The organism is Paenibacillus sp. FSL L8-0340, assembly GCF_038593145.1.
In the GTDB taxonomy this organism is placed as follows: Bacteria; Bacillota; Bacilli; order Paenibacillales; family Paenibacillaceae; genus Paenibacillus_AQ.
Map to the genome: position 1 here is coordinate 2,168,395 of NZ_CP151967.1, position 19,656 is coordinate 2,188,050.

Annotated in this window: 18 protein-coding genes; 15 read left to right on the forward strand and 3 right to left on the reverse strand. The window is 49.4% G+C overall.

Going from position 1 to position 19,656, the window contains the following annotated elements:
* The first annotated feature begins 72 nt into the window (after positions 1 to 72).
* The 3 genes from NST07_RS09505 to NST07_RS09515 all read left to right on the forward strand — a co-directional run bounded on the left by NST07_RS09505 (position 73) and on the right by NST07_RS09515 (position 5,164).
* The gene (locus NST07_RS09505; protein WP_341091337.1) at positions 73 to 3,780 is read left to right on the forward strand and encodes an SDR family NAD(P)-dependent oxidoreductase; all 3,708 of its coding nucleotides are present in this window, start codon (positions 73 to 75) and stop codon (positions 3,778 to 3,780) included.
* Between the two features lie 33 nt (positions 3,781 to 3,813).
* Positions 3,814 to 4,803 (forward strand): BtrH N-terminal domain-containing protein, encoded by a 990-nt coding sequence (locus NST07_RS09510; RefSeq protein ID WP_341091339.1) that lies wholly within the window; start codon positions 3,814 to 3,816, stop codon positions 4,801 to 4,803.
* Positions 4,804 to 4,885: 82 nt separating this feature from the next.
* Positions 4,886 to 5,164, forward strand: coding sequence for a hypothetical protein (locus NST07_RS09515; RefSeq protein WP_341377859.1), 279 nt, complete (start codon positions 4,886 to 4,888; stop codon positions 5,162 to 5,164).
* 129 nt (positions 5,165 to 5,293) lie between these two features.
* Here NST07_RS09515 and yhbH read toward each other — a convergent pair whose 3' ends face one another.
* A complete protein-coding gene (gene yhbH, locus NST07_RS09520; RefSeq protein WP_341097605.1) occupies positions 5,294 to 6,457 on the reverse strand; it encodes a sporulation protein YhbH in 1,164 nt (387 codons plus the stop codon).
* Positions 6,458 to 6,905: 448 nt separating this feature from the next.
* On the opposite strand from yhbH, the gene NST07_RS09525 reads away from it, so the two are divergent.
* Both NST07_RS09525 and NST07_RS09530 read left to right on the forward strand, forming a co-directional pair.
* Positions 6,906 to 8,498 carry an amidohydrolase gene (locus tag NST07_RS09525; RefSeq protein WP_342481434.1) on the forward strand — a complete coding sequence of 531 codons (1,593 nt, stop codon included), beginning with the start codon at positions 6,906 to 6,908 and terminating at the stop codon, positions 8,496 to 8,498.
* A 172-nt stretch (positions 8,499 to 8,670) separates the two neighbouring features.
* A complete protein-coding gene (locus tag NST07_RS09530) occupies positions 8,671 to 9,558 on the forward strand; it encodes a hypothetical protein (protein ID WP_341377865.1) in 888 nt (295 codons plus the stop codon).
* Positions 9,559 to 9,667: 109 nt separating this feature from the next.
* On the opposite strand, the gene NST07_RS09535 is transcribed toward NST07_RS09530, so the two are convergent.
* Positions 9,668 to 10,132: a hypothetical protein gene (locus NST07_RS09535; protein WP_341377867.1), complete on the reverse strand. Its 465-nt coding sequence runs from the start codon at positions 10,130 to 10,132 to the stop codon at positions 9,668 to 9,670.
* Positions 10,133 to 10,304: 172 nt separating this feature from the next.
* Here NST07_RS09535 and NST07_RS09540 point away from each other — a divergent pair, with 172 nt between their 5' ends.
* On the forward strand, positions 10,305 to 10,682 hold the full coding sequence (locus NST07_RS09540) for a DUF423 domain-containing protein (RefSeq protein ID WP_038588519.1): 378 nt from the start codon (positions 10,305 to 10,307) through the stop codon (positions 10,680 to 10,682).
* A 93-nt stretch (positions 10,683 to 10,775) separates the two neighbouring features.
* On the opposite strand, the gene NST07_RS09545 is transcribed toward NST07_RS09540, so the two are convergent.
* Positions 10,776 to 11,282, reverse strand: a complete 507-nt coding sequence (locus NST07_RS09545; RefSeq protein ID WP_341091352.1) for a hypothetical protein — start codon at positions 11,280 to 11,282, stop codon at positions 10,776 to 10,778.
* 201 nt (positions 11,283 to 11,483) lie between these two features.
* Here NST07_RS09545 and NST07_RS09550 point away from each other — a divergent pair, with 201 nt between their 5' ends.
* From NST07_RS09550 to NST07_RS09590, 9 genes are all read left to right on the forward strand, one after another.
* A complete protein-coding gene (locus NST07_RS09550) occupies positions 11,484 to 11,786 on the forward strand; it encodes a DUF1805 domain-containing protein (protein WP_341091353.1) in 303 nt (100 codons plus the stop codon).
* 372 nt (positions 11,787 to 12,158) lie between these two features.
* Positions 12,159 to 12,620, forward strand: a complete 462-nt coding sequence (locus tag NST07_RS09555) for a Dps family protein (protein WP_341091354.1) — start codon at positions 12,159 to 12,161, stop codon at positions 12,618 to 12,620.
* A gap of 181 nt (positions 12,621 to 12,801) precedes the next feature.
* Positions 12,802 to 13,380 (forward strand): DUF1802 family protein, encoded by a 579-nt coding sequence (locus NST07_RS09560; RefSeq protein ID WP_341091355.1) that lies wholly within the window; start codon positions 12,802 to 12,804, stop codon positions 13,378 to 13,380.
* A 229-nt stretch (positions 13,381 to 13,609) separates the two neighbouring features.
* Positions 13,610 to 14,392, forward strand: coding sequence for a Fe-S cluster assembly ATPase SufC (gene sufC, locus NST07_RS09565; RefSeq protein WP_341091356.1), 783 nt, complete (start codon positions 13,610 to 13,612; stop codon positions 14,390 to 14,392).
* 28 nt (positions 14,393 to 14,420) lie between these two features.
* Positions 14,421 to 15,722, forward strand: a complete 1,302-nt coding sequence (sufD, locus tag NST07_RS09570; RefSeq protein ID WP_341091357.1) for a Fe-S cluster assembly protein SufD — start codon at positions 14,421 to 14,423, stop codon at positions 15,720 to 15,722.
* Positions 15,719 to 16,945 carry a cysteine desulfurase gene (locus tag NST07_RS09575; protein ID WP_342481435.1) on the forward strand — a complete coding sequence of 409 codons (1,227 nt, stop codon included), beginning with the start codon at positions 15,719 to 15,721 and terminating at the stop codon, positions 16,943 to 16,945. The genes sufD and NST07_RS09575 overlap by 4 nt, the downstream gene beginning before the upstream one ends.
* Positions 16,932 to 17,369, forward strand: a complete 438-nt coding sequence (gene sufU / locus NST07_RS09580; RefSeq protein ID WP_038588542.1) for a Fe-S cluster assembly sulfur transfer protein SufU — start codon at positions 16,932 to 16,934, stop codon at positions 17,367 to 17,369. Before NST07_RS09575 ends, sufU begins: the two co-directional genes overlap by 14 nt.
* A 20-nt stretch (positions 17,370 to 17,389) precedes the next feature.
* Positions 17,390 to 18,787 carry a Fe-S cluster assembly protein SufB gene (sufB, locus tag NST07_RS09585; protein WP_341091360.1) on the forward strand — a complete coding sequence of 466 codons (1,398 nt, stop codon included), beginning with the start codon at positions 17,390 to 17,392 and terminating at the stop codon, positions 18,785 to 18,787.
* A 154-nt stretch (positions 18,788 to 18,941) separates the two neighbouring features.
* Positions 18,942 to 19,490, forward strand: a complete 549-nt coding sequence (locus tag NST07_RS09590) for a dihydrofolate reductase family protein (protein ID WP_341091361.1) — start codon at positions 18,942 to 18,944, stop codon at positions 19,488 to 19,490.
* Positions 19,491 to 19,656: the final 166 nt, after the last annotated feature.

Below are 19,656 nucleotides of genomic sequence, written 5' to 3' on the forward strand. Positions count from 1 at the left end.
AAGCGAATGTCCTTCTCTTCTGTTCTACGGATTGTTATACATCAGAGCAGGTTTCAAATTGGAGGGCGCAATGTGAAAAAAAAACTAGTCGACTTCGATACTTCCGAAGTGTTATTAACGAATGAGAATATCAAGTTTGAACAAATCTCAAGTAAGGATATTGCAGTAATTGGTGTGTCCTGCCAAATTGGGAGCGCCAAAAATACAAATGAGTTTTGGGATAGTATGGTTGAAGGAAAGTGTCTGGTTGAAGAAATTCCGCAAGCACGCCAAAAAGATATTACAGATGCACTGAAGCAAAGCGGCATCACTCATCAGGAATTTAAGAAAGCTTCTTACCTTGGCAGCATCGACACGTTCGATTATAAGTTTTTTTCTCTGCCGGCTATCGAGGCTCAGTTAATGGATCCGCACCAAAGGCTCTTTCTGGAGACTGTCTATGCCACCATGGAGGATGCGGGGTACGGAGGAAGGGAGCTAGCTGGCAGCGAAACCGGAGTATTTGTCGGATTATCGAGCGACGGGCCCAATGAATACAAAGCATTTGCGCAAATGTCCGCACCAGAGCTTGTGGGTCTGACAACTTCAGGTAACCTGAAATCGATTATCGCCGGCAGGGTTTCCTATATATTTGATTTTAAAGGCCCCAGCAGTGTGGTGGATACTGCATGCTCTTCCTCTTTGTCTGCACTTCACCTGGCATGCCGCTCTATCCGCGCAGGCGAATGCAATACTGCGATAGCGGGAAGCGTCAAAATTGTCATGTTACCGGCCAGTCAGTCGAATGACTACAGTATGGGAATTGAATCCTCAGTCGGGTACACCCGAACCTTCGATGCAGAATCGGATGGAACGAATGGTGCAGAGGGAGTCGCGGCTGTTCTGCTGAAGCCTCTGCATCAAGCGATGGCCGATCATGATCATATTTATGCGGTCGTGAAGGGCAGTGCATGGAATCAGGATGGCAGCTCGGTAGGACTCACAGCACCGAATCCGGCCGCTCAGGAGCGGGTTATTCTGCGGGCATGGCAGGATGCGGGAATCGATCCTGAATCCATCTCCTATCTGGAAGCCCATGGTACGGGAACAAAGCTGGGAGATCCTATCGAAATCCGAGGAATAAATAATGCTTTCCGCAAGCATACCTCCAAGATGCAATTTTGCGCCGTCGGTTCCGTCAAGACGAATATCGGCCATTTGGATCATGCAGCGGGAATCGCCGGATTTATTAAGGCGGTTCTCGCCTTAGAGCATCAAAAAATTCCGCCGATGCTGCATTTTAAAGTGCCTAATCCTAATATATCGTTTATTGATTCGCCCGTTTATGTGGCAGACCAGTTAATCCGGTGGGAGCGTTCACCAGGTGCAAAAAGAAGATGCGGGGTAAGTTCGTTCGGTTTAAGCGGAACGAATTGCCATGTGGTATTAGAGGAGGCACCTGAACGAACAGAGACTTCCCCTGACCATTTACATCATATTTTTACCTTATCTGCTATGGAACAAACGAACCTGTTAGATATGGTGAGAAGATATATAGATTTCCTATCGGGTTCTGTCAGCAAATATAGAATCGGGGATATTTGCTATACCGTTAACACGGGGAGAGGCCACTACGCTCACCGCTTGGTGCTGAGGGCTTGCAGCATAGAAGAACTACTTCAGCAATTGGAGCGATTTCTTAAAACCCCATTCGTTACGATGGAAGAGCATCATATTTATTACGGCAGCCATAACGTCAGTACTAACAAAGCCACCTGGCCGGATTCTGAAACTGCGACGGGTTCCGCTGCCGAGCAGGTCAAAGAACTTTTGACCAATATTAGCAGGGATTTGTCCGATGCGGGAAGAACGTTTCATGATTTCGCTCAGGCTTATATACAAGGAGCTGAGATGAACTGGAAACTGTTATATCCGGCCCGTTCTTATTATAAAGTCAGTTTGCCGACCTACAGCTATACGAAAAGCAGATGCTGGATCAGCATTCCGGAGAAGCACATAGAACTGGTTGAGAGACGCGAAGCTTTACCATCTTTGCAGGAAGCGGGGCACTATTATCAGCCGGAATGGGTACGCCGGGACATGGATGACAAGCGAACGGAACCCATTGACGGGAAAACGGTGTTCTTCCGGACAACAGCTCCGCTGTCCAGCCAGATCCGTACATGTCTGGAAAGACAAGACCGGGATTATATTGAAGTTTATTATGGTTCCCGGTACAGCAAAGTAACGGATCGTGAATATGTGATTTCGGGCAATGATGCTGACTATCTCCTGTTACTTGAGCAAGTAGGCAAGGTTGGGCATATCATCCATGCCTTTGAGCCCGAGGAACGGCTGCCGCACCATACCTTGGAGCTGCAGGAGCGTCTCGCTCGCAGCGTCTACAGCTTGGTTTCTTTATCGAAAGCATTATTCAAGAAGCAGCGGAGGCAAGAAGCGGTGATTACCGTGCTTACCCGATGGGCCAATGCCGTGACAGGAGAAGAGCAACAGATTCATCCGGTCGGCGCCGCAGTGCTCGGGATGGCGAAGGTGATTCACCAAGAGCATCCATACCTGTACACCCGCAGCTTTGATCTGGACGAAACGATTGAACCTCCTGTACTTGAGGTGATTTTATCCCCAATCCGAGAAGCGGCAGAATGTGCATTCCGAAACGGTGTCAGATACATCGAAAGCATTCAGGCAGCGGAGCTTAGAACAACCGAAGCCGTTGGCGTTCGGGGCAATGGCGTCTATGTTATTACAGGAGGACACGGGGGAATTGGTTTAGAGGTGGCCAAACATTGGGCGGGACAACAGCAAATCTCCATGGTCCTCATAAACCGGACGCCATTGCCAAGCCGTGAAGAATGGAGCTCCATTAAAGCGGGGAATAATCCTGAACGTAAACGCATCGTTGAGAGCATAGAGGAAATGGAGAGCCTGGGTTCTTCCATACATTCTTACAGTGCGGATGTTTCCGATTTCGCTCAAATGGACATGCTGTTCCGGCAGATTAGAGCCAGCCTCGGAAATATTAATGGCATTTTCCATGCGGCAGGCATCGCAGGAGACGGTATGCTGTTCAGAAGAACCCATGAGCAAATGGATGCGGTCCTGTCTCCTAAAATAACGGGCACATGGAACTTACACCTGCTTACGAAGGACGATGACCTGGACTTTTTTGTGCTGTGCTCGTCGCTTGCTTCACTTACCGGGGGAACGGGTCAAGGGGACTACACGGCTGCCAACCGGTTTATGGATTCCTTCGCCGCCTACCGAGCCGGCTTAGGGTTGACGGCTTGTTCTATCAATTGGCCGGCCTGGAAGGAAGTCGGCATGGCTGCTAATTACGGCGTCAAAGAAAGCGACAATCTGGTTAGCCATATCTCACCTCGTGCCGCGCTGGCTGCGCTTGACCAAATCCTGGATTCGAATCGGTCCAGAGTGATTCTGGGGGAGATGAACTCTGCACATGCAAGTCAAGTGCCTGTAAACGGACAGCTACAGGAACAACAGCCCTTCAAGACTGTACAGCTGGCAGGAAGAGAATCCGGTGAATACACCGAACTTGAGAAATTATTGGCAAGCATTTGGGGAGAACTGTTCGAACGTGATGTGATGAGGGTGGATGACAATTTTTACGACTTGGGGGGACACTCCTTATTGCTTATCCGGGTGGAGGTTGAGCTGGAAAAGCATGGTGTGGCGGTAGACCAATTAAATATTGAACGGGACCGGACGCTTGAGAAAATAGCGGAAACTCTGGAATACTCGAATTCTAAGGTTGAGGACTGAGTGCGTGCTTGAAGTGAAAGCGGGGAAAAAGGGATGCCAAAAATCATTGAACCGATAGAACCTTTTAACGAAATCTATTATCAAAGCTGCTTGTATAATTCGTTGTTTCCGGTTATACGGCATTTTCAGCTTAGTATATTGCCGTTACTGATTAACGATTGGGTTGTGTATGAAACGGCCCGGGCAGGGGAAGGCACTCTTTGCGGAATCTCTTACAGAAGCAATAAGGGTCTTATTGAAGCTCTTGCAGCGCTTGGAATCGCAGTCGAGAAGGAACAGTTTGCCGGAACGGTCGTTGACAAAATTAAGAGTGCAGTAGACATGGGGAGACCTGTCGTACTATGGGTTGATTGTTACGAATTGCCGGTTCGCAAAGACACTTTTCTGAAGAAGCATTTGCCACACACTATCTTAGTTCATGGATATAATGATTGTACCGGCCATTTTCATATTATTGAACATTTGCAGATGGAGAACCTGTCCTATGATAAAAAAACAATTCGGATGGAAGATTTGGAGCGGGCTTATATTGAATTTGATCATGAATTCAATCAAGGACAAATGAAGCTGGATTCCTACTATGAATTTTATAAGCTGAATCAAGCTGCTTCCATGATTTCCGGCGAAGCGGAACAATACCAGGAACTCATTCAGGCAAATATGAATGTAATTACAGAAGGTCTAGACCAGCTGCTGGAAGTGTCGGAGCTGTTGTATGGGAGATTGATGCAGCAAGCGCACATATCTTTAGATCATGCTGCACAGCAACTCGATAAGCTGAATTCAATCATATTGGCGAAACAAGCGGAGAGCTACAAGCTGAAGCTTTTGCAGATGGAGCAGGAGCCTTTAAGTGCCATCCTGCAGAGTATTACTAATGAGTGGAGCATGATTAGAGCGATCGTGGGCAAATATGTATACTCCAACCAGTTTAAAGTTGAACAATTCGCCGAATTGCCGGATCGAATCAGCAATATTTACGATGCCGAGTTAAAGTTTTACGAAACCTTTTTAACGAAGTGATGAAGAGTACACAGATGAACGGGATTATACAGATCGATGATAGTGTTAACACATACTAGGTCCATACAAAGGAGCGTCTACTATGCATTCTATGGATACAATTACTCAGGAATTACTTGAAATCATTAATGCTCATCTCTTGCAAAGAGCTGAAGAAGCAGGAAAACCGGGTGAAACTGGATTGCTGACCAGCTTGGAAGGTGATCTGGAGTTGTCCAATTATATTAATTCCCTTGATTTCATCATGATTCTCGTTAATATTGAAAAAAAGTTTAACGTGGTGCTGCAAGGAGACCTGAATATACTAACAGATCGGAGTTTTATCCAAATTGCTGAATTTATTGCAAAAAAACAGGAATGATTAATGGTAGCCCTGAAAAAGCTTGTATTTAGGGAAGGGATCTTCAGTTAGGGACTAGGTGCAGTATAAAAATGCAGCGCGTATCCGCTTAGGCTACGCGCTGCATTTTTAGCATCTAAATCCGGCTCCTCACGATTTGGCCAAATCTCTTTTGCCGAAGAAGGTCTTGAGCGCCTGGTATACTTCCTTCTTATCCTTAATGACATAATGCATGAACTGCTCCTGCTTCAGATGCCGGTAGGCGGACATCAGCGTGCTGCTGCGGTTGTACTGGTTCACCTCGCCGTATCCGAACATATTGCTGCGCTTCAACAGCTCCCCGATCAGCTTGACGCAACGTTCGTTATCCGAGGTGAGATTGTCGCCATCCGAGAAATGAAAAGGATAGATGTTGTATTTGGCCGGCGGATACCGGCTGTCGATAATCTCCAGCGCCTTCTGGTAGGCTGACGAGCAGATCGTGCCCCCGCTTTCACCCCGGGTGAAGAAATCATGCTCACTGACCTCTTTGGCTTCCGTATGATGAGCCAGGAACACAATCTCGACCTTTTCGTATTGCCGGCGCAGGAAGCGGGTCATCCAGAAAAAGAAGCTGCGCGCGCAGTATTTTTCGAAGGTCCCCATAGATCCGGAGGTATCCATCATAGCAATGATGACTGCATTGGAATGAGGGACGGTAATATCATCCCATGTTTTGTAACGCAGATCATCGGGACTGATGCTGTGGATGCCGGGATTTCCGTTGCTGGCGTTGCGCCGCAGATTCTCCAGTAAGGTGCGCTTCTTGTCGATGTTCGACATCATGCCTTTTTTGCGGATATCGTTGAAGACGATGGACTTGACCTCGATCTCTTCTTTATCCTTCGGGGCTAGGTGGGGCAGCTCCAGGTCCTGGAACAGAATGTCCTCCAAATCCTCGAGGTTCACTTCAGCCTCAACCGTATCCTGGCCCGGCTGATCTCCAGCTTTGTCACCTTTGCCCGGTTGGGCAGATTGCGAATCTCGGCCGAGCACATCGCCAACCTGGCTTTCCCCGTCTCCTTGGCCGACATGCTTTTGCTTCCGGAAGTTATAGATAATCCGGTACTCATCCAGACTGCGGATCGGCACCTTTACAATCTGTTTTCCGTCCGACATGATAATGTTCTCTTCGGTAACGAGGTCGGGCAGATTATCCTTAATGGCTTCCCTGACCTTCTGCTGATGACGTTCCTGATCCTGATGGCCTTTGCGGTGAAGGGACCAGTCTTCTTTTGACACGACAAACGCATATGGACCTGGTGATTGCGACAGGATGACCACCTCCCATGGAATATAAATCGGTACGGGCGCAAGCACATGCTTCCTTAAGAAAGTAACTCTGAGGCATGCTGTAACTAAAGTATATTCAGGGGTAGGGAGGATATGTGAAGATATCAATGGGTATAAACTGCGGAGCCTGGACCTTTGATCCTTTATTCACTGATCTCTTCAATAATAAGCCTATAGCTGTTGGACCGGGATTCCCCGGAATATCTCCGGCCGTCAATCGTGTTATATTAGCCTATGACGGGTAATTCCTGCTCATGGTTTCGAGCTCCTCGGGGGTGATTTCTTTCTTAATGACAGCAGAGTGATACATGATTTCATGAACTACATTAGACTGAAGCGTCTTGAGACTGCATGCTTCCGGCTCATGCCTATAAATTGAAAGAAACATGCTTTTAATATAAAAGATGTTATAACAAAGGAGCAGAAGTACATGACCGCAACCTTATTTAAAAATGGCGTTCTGCCATTTCGCAGCCAACCCGGCGATGACGCTGTATATGTGGAGGATGGCAGGATCACGGCTGTTGGAGAGGGCAGGGATTTAATTCTGCAGCTTAGCGGCAGAGAATATAACGTTGTCGATTGGGACGGAGCCCATGTGCTGCCCGGTCTGACCGATGCGCATGTGCATCTCGGCATGCACGGCATGAAGCTGGACATGCTGGATTTCACAGGTATGACCTCCAAAGAAGAGATGCTGCATGCAATTGCCAGACGTGCAGAGCTTACGCCTCCCGGGGAATGGATCCTCGGGCTGAACTGGAACGAGAATGAGTTCCGGCCTGCTGCAGCGCCGCATATATCCGAGCTGGATGCGGTGACAGAGCGGCATCCCGTATTCCTTACGCGCACTTGCTTTCATGCCTTTCTCGGCAACAGCGAGGCTTTCAGGCGGGCGGGCGTGACCGAATCCACTCCAGACTTCGCTTCCGGAGCCTACGGCCGTGATGCTGAAGGGAAGCTGAACGGCTGGATTTATGAGGATGCCTCACAGCCGTTTAATGCCGTGCAGCCGGCGCCCGATTATGCCGCCAAGAAGAATGCGGTCCGCAGGGGAATTGCTGACGCGCTCTCCCTGGGGCTTACAGCCGTGCATACCGAGGATCTGCGGCTGCTGGACAGTGTGGAGACGATGCTGCAGATTCACCGTGAGCTGCGCGAAGAAGGCCTGTTCTTCCGCACACACCAGCTGCTGTACTATGGCTATCTGCAGGAGGTGGAGGAGCTGCGGCTGCAGGCGGGCATCGGTGATGAGTGGCTGCGGCTTGGTGCGGTCAAGCTGTTCGCCGACGGTGCCATCGGCGGACGGACTGCACTGTTGGAGCAGCCTTACAGCGATGCCCCGGATACATGCGGCATCGCGATCCATACACAGGAAAAGCTGAATGAAATTGTCGGTGCGGCGAGACGGCTGTCATTCCCGGTAGCTGTGCATGCGATCGGAGATGCGGCTGCCCGGATGACGCTGGCTGCGATGGACCATCACCGGCTGTCTCCGGAAGCCGACCTGCCGGACCGCTTCATACATGCCCAGGTGCTGAATGGCGCGCTGGTGGAGCAAATGCGCGGACTTCGGCTCATTGCCGATATCCAGCCGCGTTTTGTGGCCAGTGACTTTCCCTGGGTGCTGGAACGGGTAGGCCCGGCAAGAACAGGGCATCTGTATGCCTGGAATAAGCTGATGAAGGCCGGAATTACCTGTGCCGGTGGCAGTGACGCGCCGATTGAGCCGCTGAATCCATTTCTTGGCCTGCACGCTGCCGTTACCCGGCGCAAGCCGGGGGAATCCCATGAGGGCTACTTGCCGGGTGAGAAGCTGAGCATCCCGGAGGCGGTAGGTCTGTTCACAACGGGCAGTGCGGCTGCCGCGGGAGAAGCGCGTGAACGCGGACGTATCGCACTGGGCTTGCAGGGGGACTTCACGGTAATTGACCGTGACGTGCTGAGCGATCCCGAAGAACTGCTGCAGGTGAAAGTACAGATGACTGTGGTTAATGGGGAAATTGCCTACTGTGCGCAATGAAAAAGCTGTCCGGGTACCGGATGATGAACTGAAGAAATGCCGCCGCATATACTTCTAGTGCGCTCCCCATCAATTTCGGCAAAGTTTATGCAACCCCGACTATGGGTTAAACGTTAATAAGGGTAGCAAGCAGATATTGACCATACCGCACGTCTATGAGGAGGCAGTCAACATGAAATCACAACGTTCATTACCGGCTATTGCGGCAGTCGCTGTATTGATGCTGACATTAACCGCTTGCGGAGGCAACACTCCTGCTGAGGCTCCGGGTGAGCCTTCGGCAACGGTTTCTCCTTCACCTGCGGCAAACACAGCAGCGCCTGTACCTAGTCCTACCGCTACTGCTGAAGCACAGGTCATCCAAGGAACCGGCAGCTATGTCGGTCAAATTGACAGTCATTCGATTGAAATAGAAACGGAAGAGGGCCCTACCGCTTTCGAACTGGGTGCTGGCACCGAGAGTGTGCTTGAAGGTCTTGAGATGGAGGACCCTGTAGTTTTTGAATATGTAGAAAAGCCGGTGGAGGGTGATCCTTCTGTCGTCCAGCGGATTCTTTCCAAGCTGTCTAAGGCGGAAGAAGGGGCAGCTCCGGTGACCACACTGCCGGAGACCCGAACCATGAAGCTTACGCTGGAAGGCATGGCGGAAGAGAAGACTGCCACGCTTGCGGAAGGAGAAGGTTATTCGCTTTATGTATTTGATATCTTTACCTTTGATTCGGCAAGCAACCGGTTATCTATGAAGGTGGATCCTGATTATTACGCCCAAATTGAGAAATTACCTTCTGATTTTAATCTCGATATTTTGGAGCAGAAAGCCCAAAAGGAATTGTCTGCCACTGGAAAGGTGACAGCACTCAGCAAGGAAGAGCGTGACCTCAGAATGTCTGGCCTGCGTTTATATTTGACCGCAACAGGTTCCGGCCTGACCCGGCAAACGACCGTCAAGGAAATTGATGGCCAGGGCTACATGATCAAGCTCAATATTCCACAGAGAGAGGCCTCGGAAGGCTTCGGTCCACATGTTTACGCGTCGCTGGATTCCATCGTAAGCCGTTAGCAGTGTCTGCATTTCAGCTTAAGTTGCAATATTAAATAAAAGAAGAGCCACTCCACGAACAGCTCCGGGAGTGGCTCTTCTCTATTATTGAAAGTAAATAGCGGGATAATCAGTAGGAGCCGGCATTGACCAGAATGGTAGAAATGAGCAGCATGAACAACAGAAGGATGATAGCATTGATAATGGTGCCGATGACGGCGAACACTTTGCGGCGGTTGCGGAGAGTCAGCCCGATAATTCCGACAACTGCTCCGATTACATTAACAGCTGCAAGTATCAAAACGGTCACTCCCAGAAACATGAAGGTTCCTGCAGACTCATTGATGCCGCTGTTGCTTTCACTAAGAATGGAAGAAGCCTGCTTCCCTACCACCACAAAAGTAATGGCATAACCGATAAACGTGACCAGCGCGATCACGAAAGAGGCGATACCGGGGCCGGAATGTTGGAAATCACGTTTATTCGCTTGGTAGGTGTAAGGTACTTCTGGTTTTAACAGATCATTTTGCCCTGGAAATAGGCTGTTCTGCCCGGTTTCCTGTGCGTCGGATTTTGGTGGAGAATTATAGTCCATAATAAAAATGCGCTCCTTGTAAAAGAATGGTTTCTTGATACTATCCACTTTTTCATAAGAACGCTTCAAATGCAAGTCCCACATTGAAATAATCCCGGAACTCCGCTGGAATTGCCCCCTGCCGATAAGGTAAGATAGGGGAAGTCCAATAATAAGGAGTTGTGTTCTGATTATGCAACGGAGATTTATCGCCTGGGGAGCTTTGCTGGCTATGCTGGCAGTGGGGATCGGCGCATTCGGAGCGCATATGCTGAAGGCTTCGATCAGCGAGGATTACATGAAGGTGTATGAAACCGGTGTGCATTATCATATGATTCATGCACTGGGACTGATATTGGTCGCGATTATTGCAGGACAATGGGGAGAGAGTGTCCGCCTGCGCTGGAGCGGCAGGCTGCTGATCGCAGGAATTGTTCTCTTCTCCGGCAGCTTGTACGTACTGAGTATTACCGGGATCAAAATCCTTGGAGCGGTTACCCCGCTCGGCGGCGTTTGTTTTATTGCCGGCTGGATATGTCTGGCCTGGGAAGCCCTTTCCCGCAAGAACTGACTGAAGTCAACCGGATGCATAAGCAAATAAAACAAGCACCTTTCACGGAATGCCATTCCGGTAGGGTGCTTGTTTGTGCTTCACAGGTTCGTGCTAATGAAATTCGTCAATTTCATTGAGGTTAAAGGTATAGACCTGTTTCTCATCCACGTGGTAGATGCTTATCGAGTTGGCCGCTTCATCAAAATTAAGGATACGGCAGGGCATGGACATCTGCTTGCCATGACGGTTCGTCCGGATACGGACCAGTTGATTGTTCTGAATGTACTGTCTGATCTTACCATAAGCATCCGCACGGCTTTCCACTGAGGGCTTATCCTCTGCGGTTTTTTCCGGTTGTTTGTCCGCCGGCTTCACTGGCAATTTAAATGGAACTGGAGGGGCTGACTCTTGTTGCAGAGCTATCTTCGCAGAACGTAGAAGGTTGTCAATGGTTCTTCCCAGCTCAAGACCTGAGTTAATGTTGAAATCTGTGATTTTGTCGCTGTTGTTCAACATTTCAAGTAAATATTGCAGTGCAAGCGGGTTGGTACGGGCATTAATCAGGATGTCGACGTTAAATAAATAATTTCCGTCCGTGTGTTGTAGTTTTTTGTCCATAAATCCCCCAGCTTTTTACTAAATCGATTCCTAAAGTAAATAAACTATACCATTAAATAAACAATAATCATATACTTCTTTGCTTGGAAATAAGGCTTAAAGTCTCTGTATTTTATTGGGATATAGGACCATCGTCCACACACAGCAAAAGGGCTCCGCATACACATAGAGCGTGGATGACGAAAAAAGGAGGCGCTGCTATTGGTTACCATAGAACCTATTCAGATCGGAGATCACACCTTTGTTGGAGTCGAGGTGAAACTTCCCAAAACAACGCTGCTCACCATCAGCACAAGCCGAGGGTATATTATGTGCGGAGCGCTGGATGTGGGACTGCTGAATAAGATGCTTAGTGACCGGCAGATTATTGCCGCACGGGCCGTAGGCGTACGCACATTGGCGCAGCTCCTGGCAGCTCCGCTGGAGTCTGTTACTATAGAAGCGGAAAATCTTGGGATTGTGCCGGGGATGGCAGGCAGTGAGGCATTGCTCCGCATGCTCTGAGCGGTAATGAACGTAATGATTAGGCGTGTTGCACGGGGCCCTCTGGGGGCCCTTTTGTTGAAATATAAGCATTTATATGCTTTACGCTATAAATTATCCTTCTATTTCTAGCTGAAACGGATACCGTCTTTTTGAGGACGGCGAAGCCGTTTCCACTTATGCGGGCAGTTAAAGGGCATAAGGCGGGCAATCTTGGTCATCCTACGGATAAGGAGTTGGTTAAAGCCCTCGGAGAGAGCTCGTTTTCACTGCAGGTGTGGCCACCATTTTGTTTCGGCTAACCGCTGGAAGGGTAAAGTAAGTATAGACAATTGCAAGGCCGGACCTTGGACAAGCAGCCGGCTAAACTATGGATAAGGATGGGATCATATCATGGCTAAAGCATCTAATAAAGTAAACACTGCATCATTGGAACAAGTCCTCAACCGTCAAGTTGCGAACCTGAACGTATTGTATGTTAAAGTTCATAACTTTCACTGGTATGTCAAAGGCGAACAATTTTTCGCCCTGCATGTGAAATTTGAAGAGCTTTATAATGATATTACGCTGAAAATGGACGAAGTTGCTGAACGCCTGCTGAGTATCAAAGGCAGCCCTGCAGCTACAATGAAAGAATATCTGGAGATTGCCACCATTCAGGAAGCAACGGGCAAAGAAGATGCCCGGGGCATGGTCCAATCCCTCATTGAAGATTTTGCTACGGTATCCGAAGAACTTACGGAAGGCATTGAGCTTGCGGAGAACGCCAGCGATCAGCCGACAGCCGATTTGTTCATCAAGATCCGCTCCGACCTGGAGAAGCAGCAATGGATGCTGCGCTCGTTCCTGGGCTGATTTCAGCCTGACCCGAAATTACATTTGAAATTCTGCAAAGCCTCCTGTGCGGGGGCTTTGTTTTTGTGTTACTGCGGCATGAGCGTTGGCAGTCTGCGAAATTTGTAGACTCCTGCGGCAATGGATATAATTTATAGTGAAGATAATGATTTTGAACAGGATAACTGGAAGGAAGGAGTGAATGTCCTTGAACGCCAACCCCGTAGCTTTAAAAGAATGGGCCTCAGCCATACAAGCGCTGACAGAAGGACGGATGATTATGCTGATGCGTAAAGGGGGGATAGAGGAAGAAACACGGCGTTTTGAACTTAAAAGCCCTTCGTTCTATCTCTATCCCACTTATGAACACCAGCGAGCCGAACTGCTGAAGGAGTCATACCGCCCGCTCGTCGGCCAGACACTGGAAGCAGGCGGCGCTGACTCCGCTGTGATTTCATTGAATGCATACGCTGAAGTGGCTGCTGATCTGGAGGTTCGTGATTTGAATCAGCTGGAACGGCTGTACCCCTATCACATCTGGAGCGAAGGACTTGCGTCCGAAAGATTGCGCTGGAAAGCGAAGGAACCGCTTCATGTCCTGCTGCTACGTGTATACGTGCCAGAGGCTCCTGTCATTATTCAAGTGCGGCCGGAGTATTCAGGCTGCCGCTCCTGGATTGAACTGGAGTCCCCGCCTGAAGCCGGAAACATGCGCCCGGTTCTGGGCGACGAAGAGTTCCGGATCAGGAAAGAGGAAATCATCTCTGCCCTTGGACAGTAACAGGCTGAGAAAGCGCTAAACGTGGATGACGGGGATGAAAATTGAAAATAGATATTTGTAAAAAAACTTCCTTTGTAATAAAATTAGTGAGAATCATTGATAATCATTGTGATTCACTTTATAATAATTATAATGTGATATAAAATCTAATTGTGCTGGTAAACAGGGACCCCCTGTTTTAATACAGCTTTCTGATTTTGCAAATTGATGAGTGGAGGGAATAATTATTATGGCAGCAGATTTTGTCATTGAAGGACTAAAAGCGACAATCGAAGGAAAAGAAATTCTGAAGGGCATCAATCTTCAGATGAAGGGCGGCGAAATTCACGCTATCATGGGTCCGAACGGTACAGGTAAAAGTACACTGGCTTCCGCGCTCATGGGTCATCCAAAGTATATAGTAACTGAAGGCACAGCTGTGCTGGAAGGTGAAGACCTGCTGGAGATGGCAGTAGATGAACGCGCGCGCGCCGGTTTGTTCCTGGCTATGCAATATCCAAGTGAGATCAGCGGAGTAACCAACTCCGACTTTCTGCGCAGCGCCATTAATTCGCGCCGTGAAGAAGGCAGTGAAATCTCCCTCATCCGTTTCATCCGTCAGATGGAAGCTAAGATGAAGGAACTGGATATGAATCCGGAATTCCTGCACCGTTATCTGAACGAAGGCTTCTCCGGCGGCGAGAAGAAACGCAACGAAATTCTCCAAATGATGATGCTGGATCCGAAGATCGTCATTCTTGACGAAATTGACTCCGGCCTTGATATTGATGCACTCAAAATTGTCGCTGAAGGTGTAAACTCGATGCGCAGCCCGGAACGCGGTTTCCTGGTTATTACCCACTATCAGCGTCTGCTGAACTACATCACGCCTGATTACGTGCATGTTATGATGCAGGGCCGCATTGTGAAATCCGGCGGACCTGAGCTCGCGCAGCGTCTGGAAGCAGAAGGTTATGAATGGGTTAAAGAAGAACTAGGCATTGAAGATGAAACTGTAGGACAGGAAGCTTAAAGAGACGCCAGGAAGGAGGAAACCACTTATGACGACGCAAACCATTCTTCCGGTGGATGCCGGACGTCTCAGCGAATTATCGCAGAGCAGCGGCGAGCCAAGCTGGCTGAAGGACAGCCGGCTAAAGGCGCTGGAACTGGCAGCAGGCTTGGAGCTGCCGAAACTGGAAAAGACACGGATTGAACGCTGGAACGTGAACAACTATGGAACCTACAAAGCCAGCCAGCCTTTTACAGCACTTAGTGAAGCCCCTGCTTCCATAACGGCCCTAATTCAGGGTCAGGAGGAAGGCAGTCTGATTATTCAACGCAATTCAGGCGCTGTTTATACACGGCTTGCTCCTGAGCTTGCTGCGCAAGGCGTGATTTTTACCGATTTGCAGACAGCAGTCAAAGAGCATGGAGATCTTGTGCAGCGTTATCTGCATAAGGCTGTGCTGCCAGACGAGCATTCCATTGCTGCACTTCATGCCGCCCTGTGGAACGGCGGAGTATTCCTCTATGTTCCCAAGAATGTGGTTATCGACACTCCGCTGCAAGCGGTGCTGCTGACGGACGACGCAGAAGCTGCTTTCGTTCCGCATATTCTGCTGGTTGCCGAATCGAACAGCTCAGTAACCTACGTAGATAACTATGTATCCGACAAAACGGAAGCCGGACTGCATAACGGTGCGGTTGAAGTATTTGTAGGTGCAGGCGCCAAAGTGCGCTTTGCCTCGGTACATCAGCTTGGCGTGGACACTACGGATGTGACCTACCGCCGTGCAGTGGTTGAGAACGATGGAACTATTGAGTGGATTGTCGGTGAAATGAATTACGGCGATACAGCGAGTGACACGAAGTCGGTGCTGAAGGGCAATGGCTCAAGCTCCGATGCCAAAGTGATCGCGGTAGGGTCGGGTTCACAGAAGCTGAACTATACGACTCAGGCGCAGCACTTCGGCAAGAATACGCCAAGTGACATGATTACCCGTGCTGTTATGCGGGATTCTGCGACTTCTATTATTAACGGAATTACGAAGATCGAAAAAGGCGCGACAAGAGCCGATGGACAGCAGACCGAGAAGGTTCTGATGCTGAGCCCGAAAGCACGCGGCGACGCCAACCCGATCCTTCTTATAGATGAAGATGATGTAACAGCCGGCCATGCCGCTTCCGTAGGACGGGTCAATTACGAGCAAGTGTATTACCTGATGTCCCGCGGAATTACACGGCACGATGCAGAAACACTGATCATATACGGCTTCCTGGCACCTGTAGTGTCGCAAATTCCACTGGAGGGACTGCGCAATCAGCTCCAATCTCTTGTGGAAAGGAAGTTAGGCCAATGATTAACAGTAACATCCGGGAGCAATTTCCCATCCTGAATCAAAAGATTAACGGCCATCCGCTGGTTTATCTGGACAGTGCGGCAACTTCACAGAAACCGCGCCAAGTCATCGAAGCGGTGAAATCCTATTATGAATGGGATAACGCCAATGTCCACCGCGGTGTGCATACCTTGGGCAGCCGGGCTACGGATGCTTATGAGGGAGCCCGCGAGAAGGTTGCAAAGTTCATTCATGCCCGCAGCACGAAGGAAATTATCTTTACCCGCGGCACAACGACAGCGTTAAATATAGTGGCTTCTTCTTACGGCCCTGCTGTTCTTAGTGAAGGCGACGAAATTATTATCACCCAGATGGAGCATCACAGCAACTTTATTCCATGGCAGCAGTTGGCCAAAAAGACTGGGGCAACCCTGAAATTTCTACCGCTGCAGAAGGATGGAACGATCACACTGGAGGATGCCGAGAATACGATTACGGACAAGACCAAAATCGTAGCCATCGCGTATGTATCCAATGTTATGGGGGTTACCCATCCGGTGAAAGAGCTTGCAGCTATTGCTCACCGCAAGGGTGCAGTTATCGTGGTGGACGGAGCACAGAGCACTCCGCATATGAAGGTCGATGTCCAGGAGCTGGATTGCGATTTCTATGCGTTCTCCGGTCACAAGATGCTGGCCCCGACCGGCATCGGTGCTTTGTACGGCAAGAAGGCATTGCTGGAAGCTATGGAGCCGGTTGAGTTCGGCGGCGAGATGATTGATGACGTCGGTCTTTATGAATCTACTTGGAAAGAGCTGCCTTGGAAGTTCGAAGGCGGGACACCGATTATCGCCGGTGCCGTCGGATTGGGAGCAGCAATTGATTTCCTGCAGGAGATCGGACTGGATGAAGTTCACCGTCATGAAATCCAGCTTGCCGCTTACGCGGAGCAGCGTCTTGCAGCAGTTGACGGCTTGACGCTGTATGGCCCGCGTAATCGTCAGGTGGGTGTAGTCACATTCAATCTGGGTGATGTGCATCCGCATGATGTGGCGACGGTGCTGGATGCGGAAGGTATTGCCGTCCGCGCCGGCCATCATTGCTGCCAACCGCTGATGCGCTGGCTTGAGGTCAGCTCAACGGCACGGGCCAGCTTCTACCTCTACAATACGGAACAGGATGTAGATGCGCTGGTCCAAGCTTTAATCAAGGCAAAGGAGTATTTCGCCTATGAACTTGGATGACTTGTATAGACGCGTAATTATGGATCATTATAAAAATCCCCGGAACCGTGGTTCATTTGCAGACGACGCTGTGAAGATTGAGCTGAACAACCCGACCTGTGGCGACCGCATTACGCTGCAGCTTAAGGTAGAGGACGGCATCGTCAAAGATGCCCGGTATAGCGGCGAAGGCTGTTCGATCAGCATGTCGTCGGCTTCCATGATGACGGAAGCTGTCAAAGGACAGACTATAGAGCATGCGCTTGAGCTTGCTGACAAGTTCTCCTCCCTGATGAAGGGTGAGACAGTAGATTTCGGAGACTATGAAGATATAGAAGCCCTTTCCGGTGTTAATAAATTTCCGGCGCGGATCAAATGTGCCACACTGGCATGGAACGCGCTTCGCAAAGGAATAGACGTCGAAGAAGAACACCAACAACATTAGATAACAAGGAGGCTGACACCATGGCTAAGAAAGCGCCTGATATGGAGGAATACCAGTACGGGTTCCGTGATGAGCACAAGTCGATATTTCAGTCTGGTAAAGGACTTACGGCCGAAATTGTGAAGGAAATCTCCGCAATCAAAAACGAGCCGGAATGGATGCTGAACTTCCGCCTGAAGGCTCTGGAGCAATTCCGCAAGATGCCGATGCCTCAGTGGGGCGGCAACATGGATGATCTGGATTTCGAAGACATTCAGTACTATGTAAGACCTTCCGAGAAGCAAGGAAAAACTTGGGAGGAAGTTCCTTCCGAGATTAAAGAAACCTTCGATAAGCTGGGTATTCCGGAAGCGGAGCAGAAGTTCCTCGCCGGTGTATCGGCACAATATGAATCTGAGGTTGTTTATCACAGCATGCAGAAGAGCCTTGAAGACCAAGGGGTAATCTTCACCGATACCGATACTGCGCTGCGTGAGCATCCTGAGCTGTTAAAGAAATTCTTCGGAACGATCATTCCGCCGACAGACAATAAGTTTGCTGCATTGAACAGTGCCGTGTGGTCGGGCGGCAGCTTTATCTACGTACCTAAGGGTGTGAAATGCGAAGTGCCTCTGCAGGCTTACTTCCGTATTAACTCCGAGAACATGGGTCAGTTCGAGCGTACGCTGATCCTCGCGGATGAAGACAGCTTCGTGCATTACGTAGAAGGCTGTACCGCACCAATCTACAGCACCAATTCCCTGCATAGTGCCGTTGTTGAAATTCTGTGTATGAAGAACTCCCGTGTTCGGTATACTACTATTCAGAACTGGGCACCAAATATCTACAATCTCGTAACCAAACGTGCGGTTGCCGAAGAGAATGCCACCATGGAATGGGTGGACGGCAACATTGGTTCCAAGCTGACGATGAAATATCCTGCAGTTGTGTTGAAAGGCCGCGGAGCCAAAGGTTCCGTATTGTCGATTGCCGTGGCAGGCAAAGGCCAGCACCAGGATGCAGGCGCCAAGATGATCCACTTGGCACCGGACACGACTTCGACGATCGTATCCAAATCAATCAGCAAGCACGGCGGCAAGGTAACTTACCGCGGACTCGCTTCCTTCGGCCGTCAGGCGGATGGTGCGAAATCGAATATCAAATGTGATACGCTCATTCTGGATAACCAGTCTACTTCGGACACGATTCCATACAATGAGATCATGAACGATAATATCGTGCTGGAGCATGAAGCCACGGTATCCAAAGTTTCCGAAGAGCAGCTGTTCTATCTGATGAGCCGCGGTCTCACGGAAGCCGAAGCCACACAGATGATCGTCATGGGCTTCATCGAGCCGTTCACCAAAGAACTGCCGATGGAATATGCAGTCGAAATGAACCGTCTCATCAAATTCGAGATGGAAGGAAGTATCGGATAACCTTGTTGTACTAAGGTTTTCACCTTCCCACAATTTAAATTAGTATTTATAGTTATCACCATAATGTGTGTCCGCAGCAGCCCTGATGTTCTCATTTTTCAGGGCTGCCGGGCACATGTTTTGCTTTTGCCCACTACGTATCCAGGAGGCCCACATGAGAAACTTGATTGTGTCTGAATTTTTAACTGTTGACGGTGTAATGGAGGACCCGCAGTGGACCTTTCAATACAGCTCGGATGAGCAGGATCAGTTTAAATTCGCGGAGTTAAAAGCTGCCGACGCGCTGCTGCTGGGGCGCGTAACCTATGAAGGCTTTGCGGCTGCCTGGCCTAATATGCTGGAGCAGACCGGGGAATACGGCGAGATGATGAATGGTTATGCCAAACATGTAATCTCCACAACCCTGACAGAAGCCGGGTGGAACAATTCATCTCTGATTAAGAACAATCTGGTGGAAGAAATCACGAAGCTGAAAGAGCAGCCCGGCAAAGACATTCTCGTGTTTGGCAGCTGCACGCTTGTGCAGTCCCTGATCTCGCTGGGTCTCGTGGATGAGTACCGGTTGATGGTGTTTCCGGTGGTGCTGGGCAAGGGCAAACGTCTCTTTGGAGAAGGGCTGGAGAAGCAGGGTTTTGAGTTGGTGCAGACTAAGCGTTTCTCTTCCGGTGTGGCAGTAGTCTGCTACCGGCCTGCAAAGAACTAAGAGCTGTACAGCTGAGGAAACAGCAAAATGCAATGCAAAAACGCTACCGCTGGAACATGAACCCCATGTTTTGGCTGTTGCGTTTTTTTTGTTGTAACAAGCTTCACGGAAATGGATGAAATATGCATAAAAATACACCCCGAATCTTGTGTTTGCTTAATTGAAC

Excerpts from the sequence above, each read along its gene's own strand:
- NST07_RS09510 (WP_341091339.1), top strand. The coding sequence starts at position 3,814 with ATGCCAAAAATCATTGAACCGATAGAACCTTTTAACGAAATCTATTAT.
- NST07_RS09515 (WP_341377859.1), top strand. The coding sequence starts at position 4,886 with ATGCATTCTATGGATACAATTACTCAGGAATTACTTGAAATCATTAAT.
- NST07_RS09525 (WP_342481434.1), top strand. The coding sequence starts at position 6,906 with ATGACCGCAACCTTATTTAAAAATGGCGTTCTGCCATTTCGCAGCCAA.
- NST07_RS09530 (WP_341377865.1), top strand. The coding sequence starts at position 8,671 with ATGAAATCACAACGTTCATTACCGGCTATTGCGGCAGTCGCTGTATTG.
- NST07_RS09535 (WP_341377867.1), bottom strand. The coding sequence starts at position 10,132 with ATGGACTATAATTCTCCACCAAAATCCGACGCACAGGAAACCGGGCAG.
- NST07_RS09540 (WP_038588519.1), top strand. The coding sequence starts at position 10,305 with ATGCAACGGAGATTTATCGCCTGGGGAGCTTTGCTGGCTATGCTGGCA.
- NST07_RS09545 (WP_341091352.1), bottom strand. The coding sequence starts at position 11,282 with ATGGACAAAAAACTACAACACACGGACGGAAATTATTTATTTAACGTC.
- NST07_RS09555 (WP_341091354.1), top strand. The coding sequence starts at position 12,159 with ATGGCTAAAGCATCTAATAAAGTAAACACTGCATCATTGGAACAAGTC.
- NST07_RS09560 (WP_341091355.1), top strand. The coding sequence starts at position 12,802 with ATGTCCTTGAACGCCAACCCCGTAGCTTTAAAAGAATGGGCCTCAGCC.
- sufC (WP_341091356.1), top strand. The coding sequence starts at position 13,610 with ATGGCAGCAGATTTTGTCATTGAAGGACTAAAAGCGACAATCGAAGGA.
- sufD (WP_341091357.1), top strand. The coding sequence starts at position 14,421 with ATGACGACGCAAACCATTCTTCCGGTGGATGCCGGACGTCTCAGCGAA.
- NST07_RS09575 (WP_342481435.1), top strand. The coding sequence starts at position 15,719 with ATGATTAACAGTAACATCCGGGAGCAATTTCCCATCCTGAATCAAAAG.
- sufU (WP_038588542.1), top strand. The coding sequence starts at position 16,932 with ATGAACTTGGATGACTTGTATAGACGCGTAATTATGGATCATTATAAA.
- sufB (WP_341091360.1), top strand. The coding sequence starts at position 17,390 with ATGGCTAAGAAAGCGCCTGATATGGAGGAATACCAGTACGGGTTCCGT.
- NST07_RS09590 (WP_341091361.1), top strand. The coding sequence starts at position 18,942 with ATGAGAAACTTGATTGTGTCTGAATTTTTAACTGTTGACGGTGTAATG.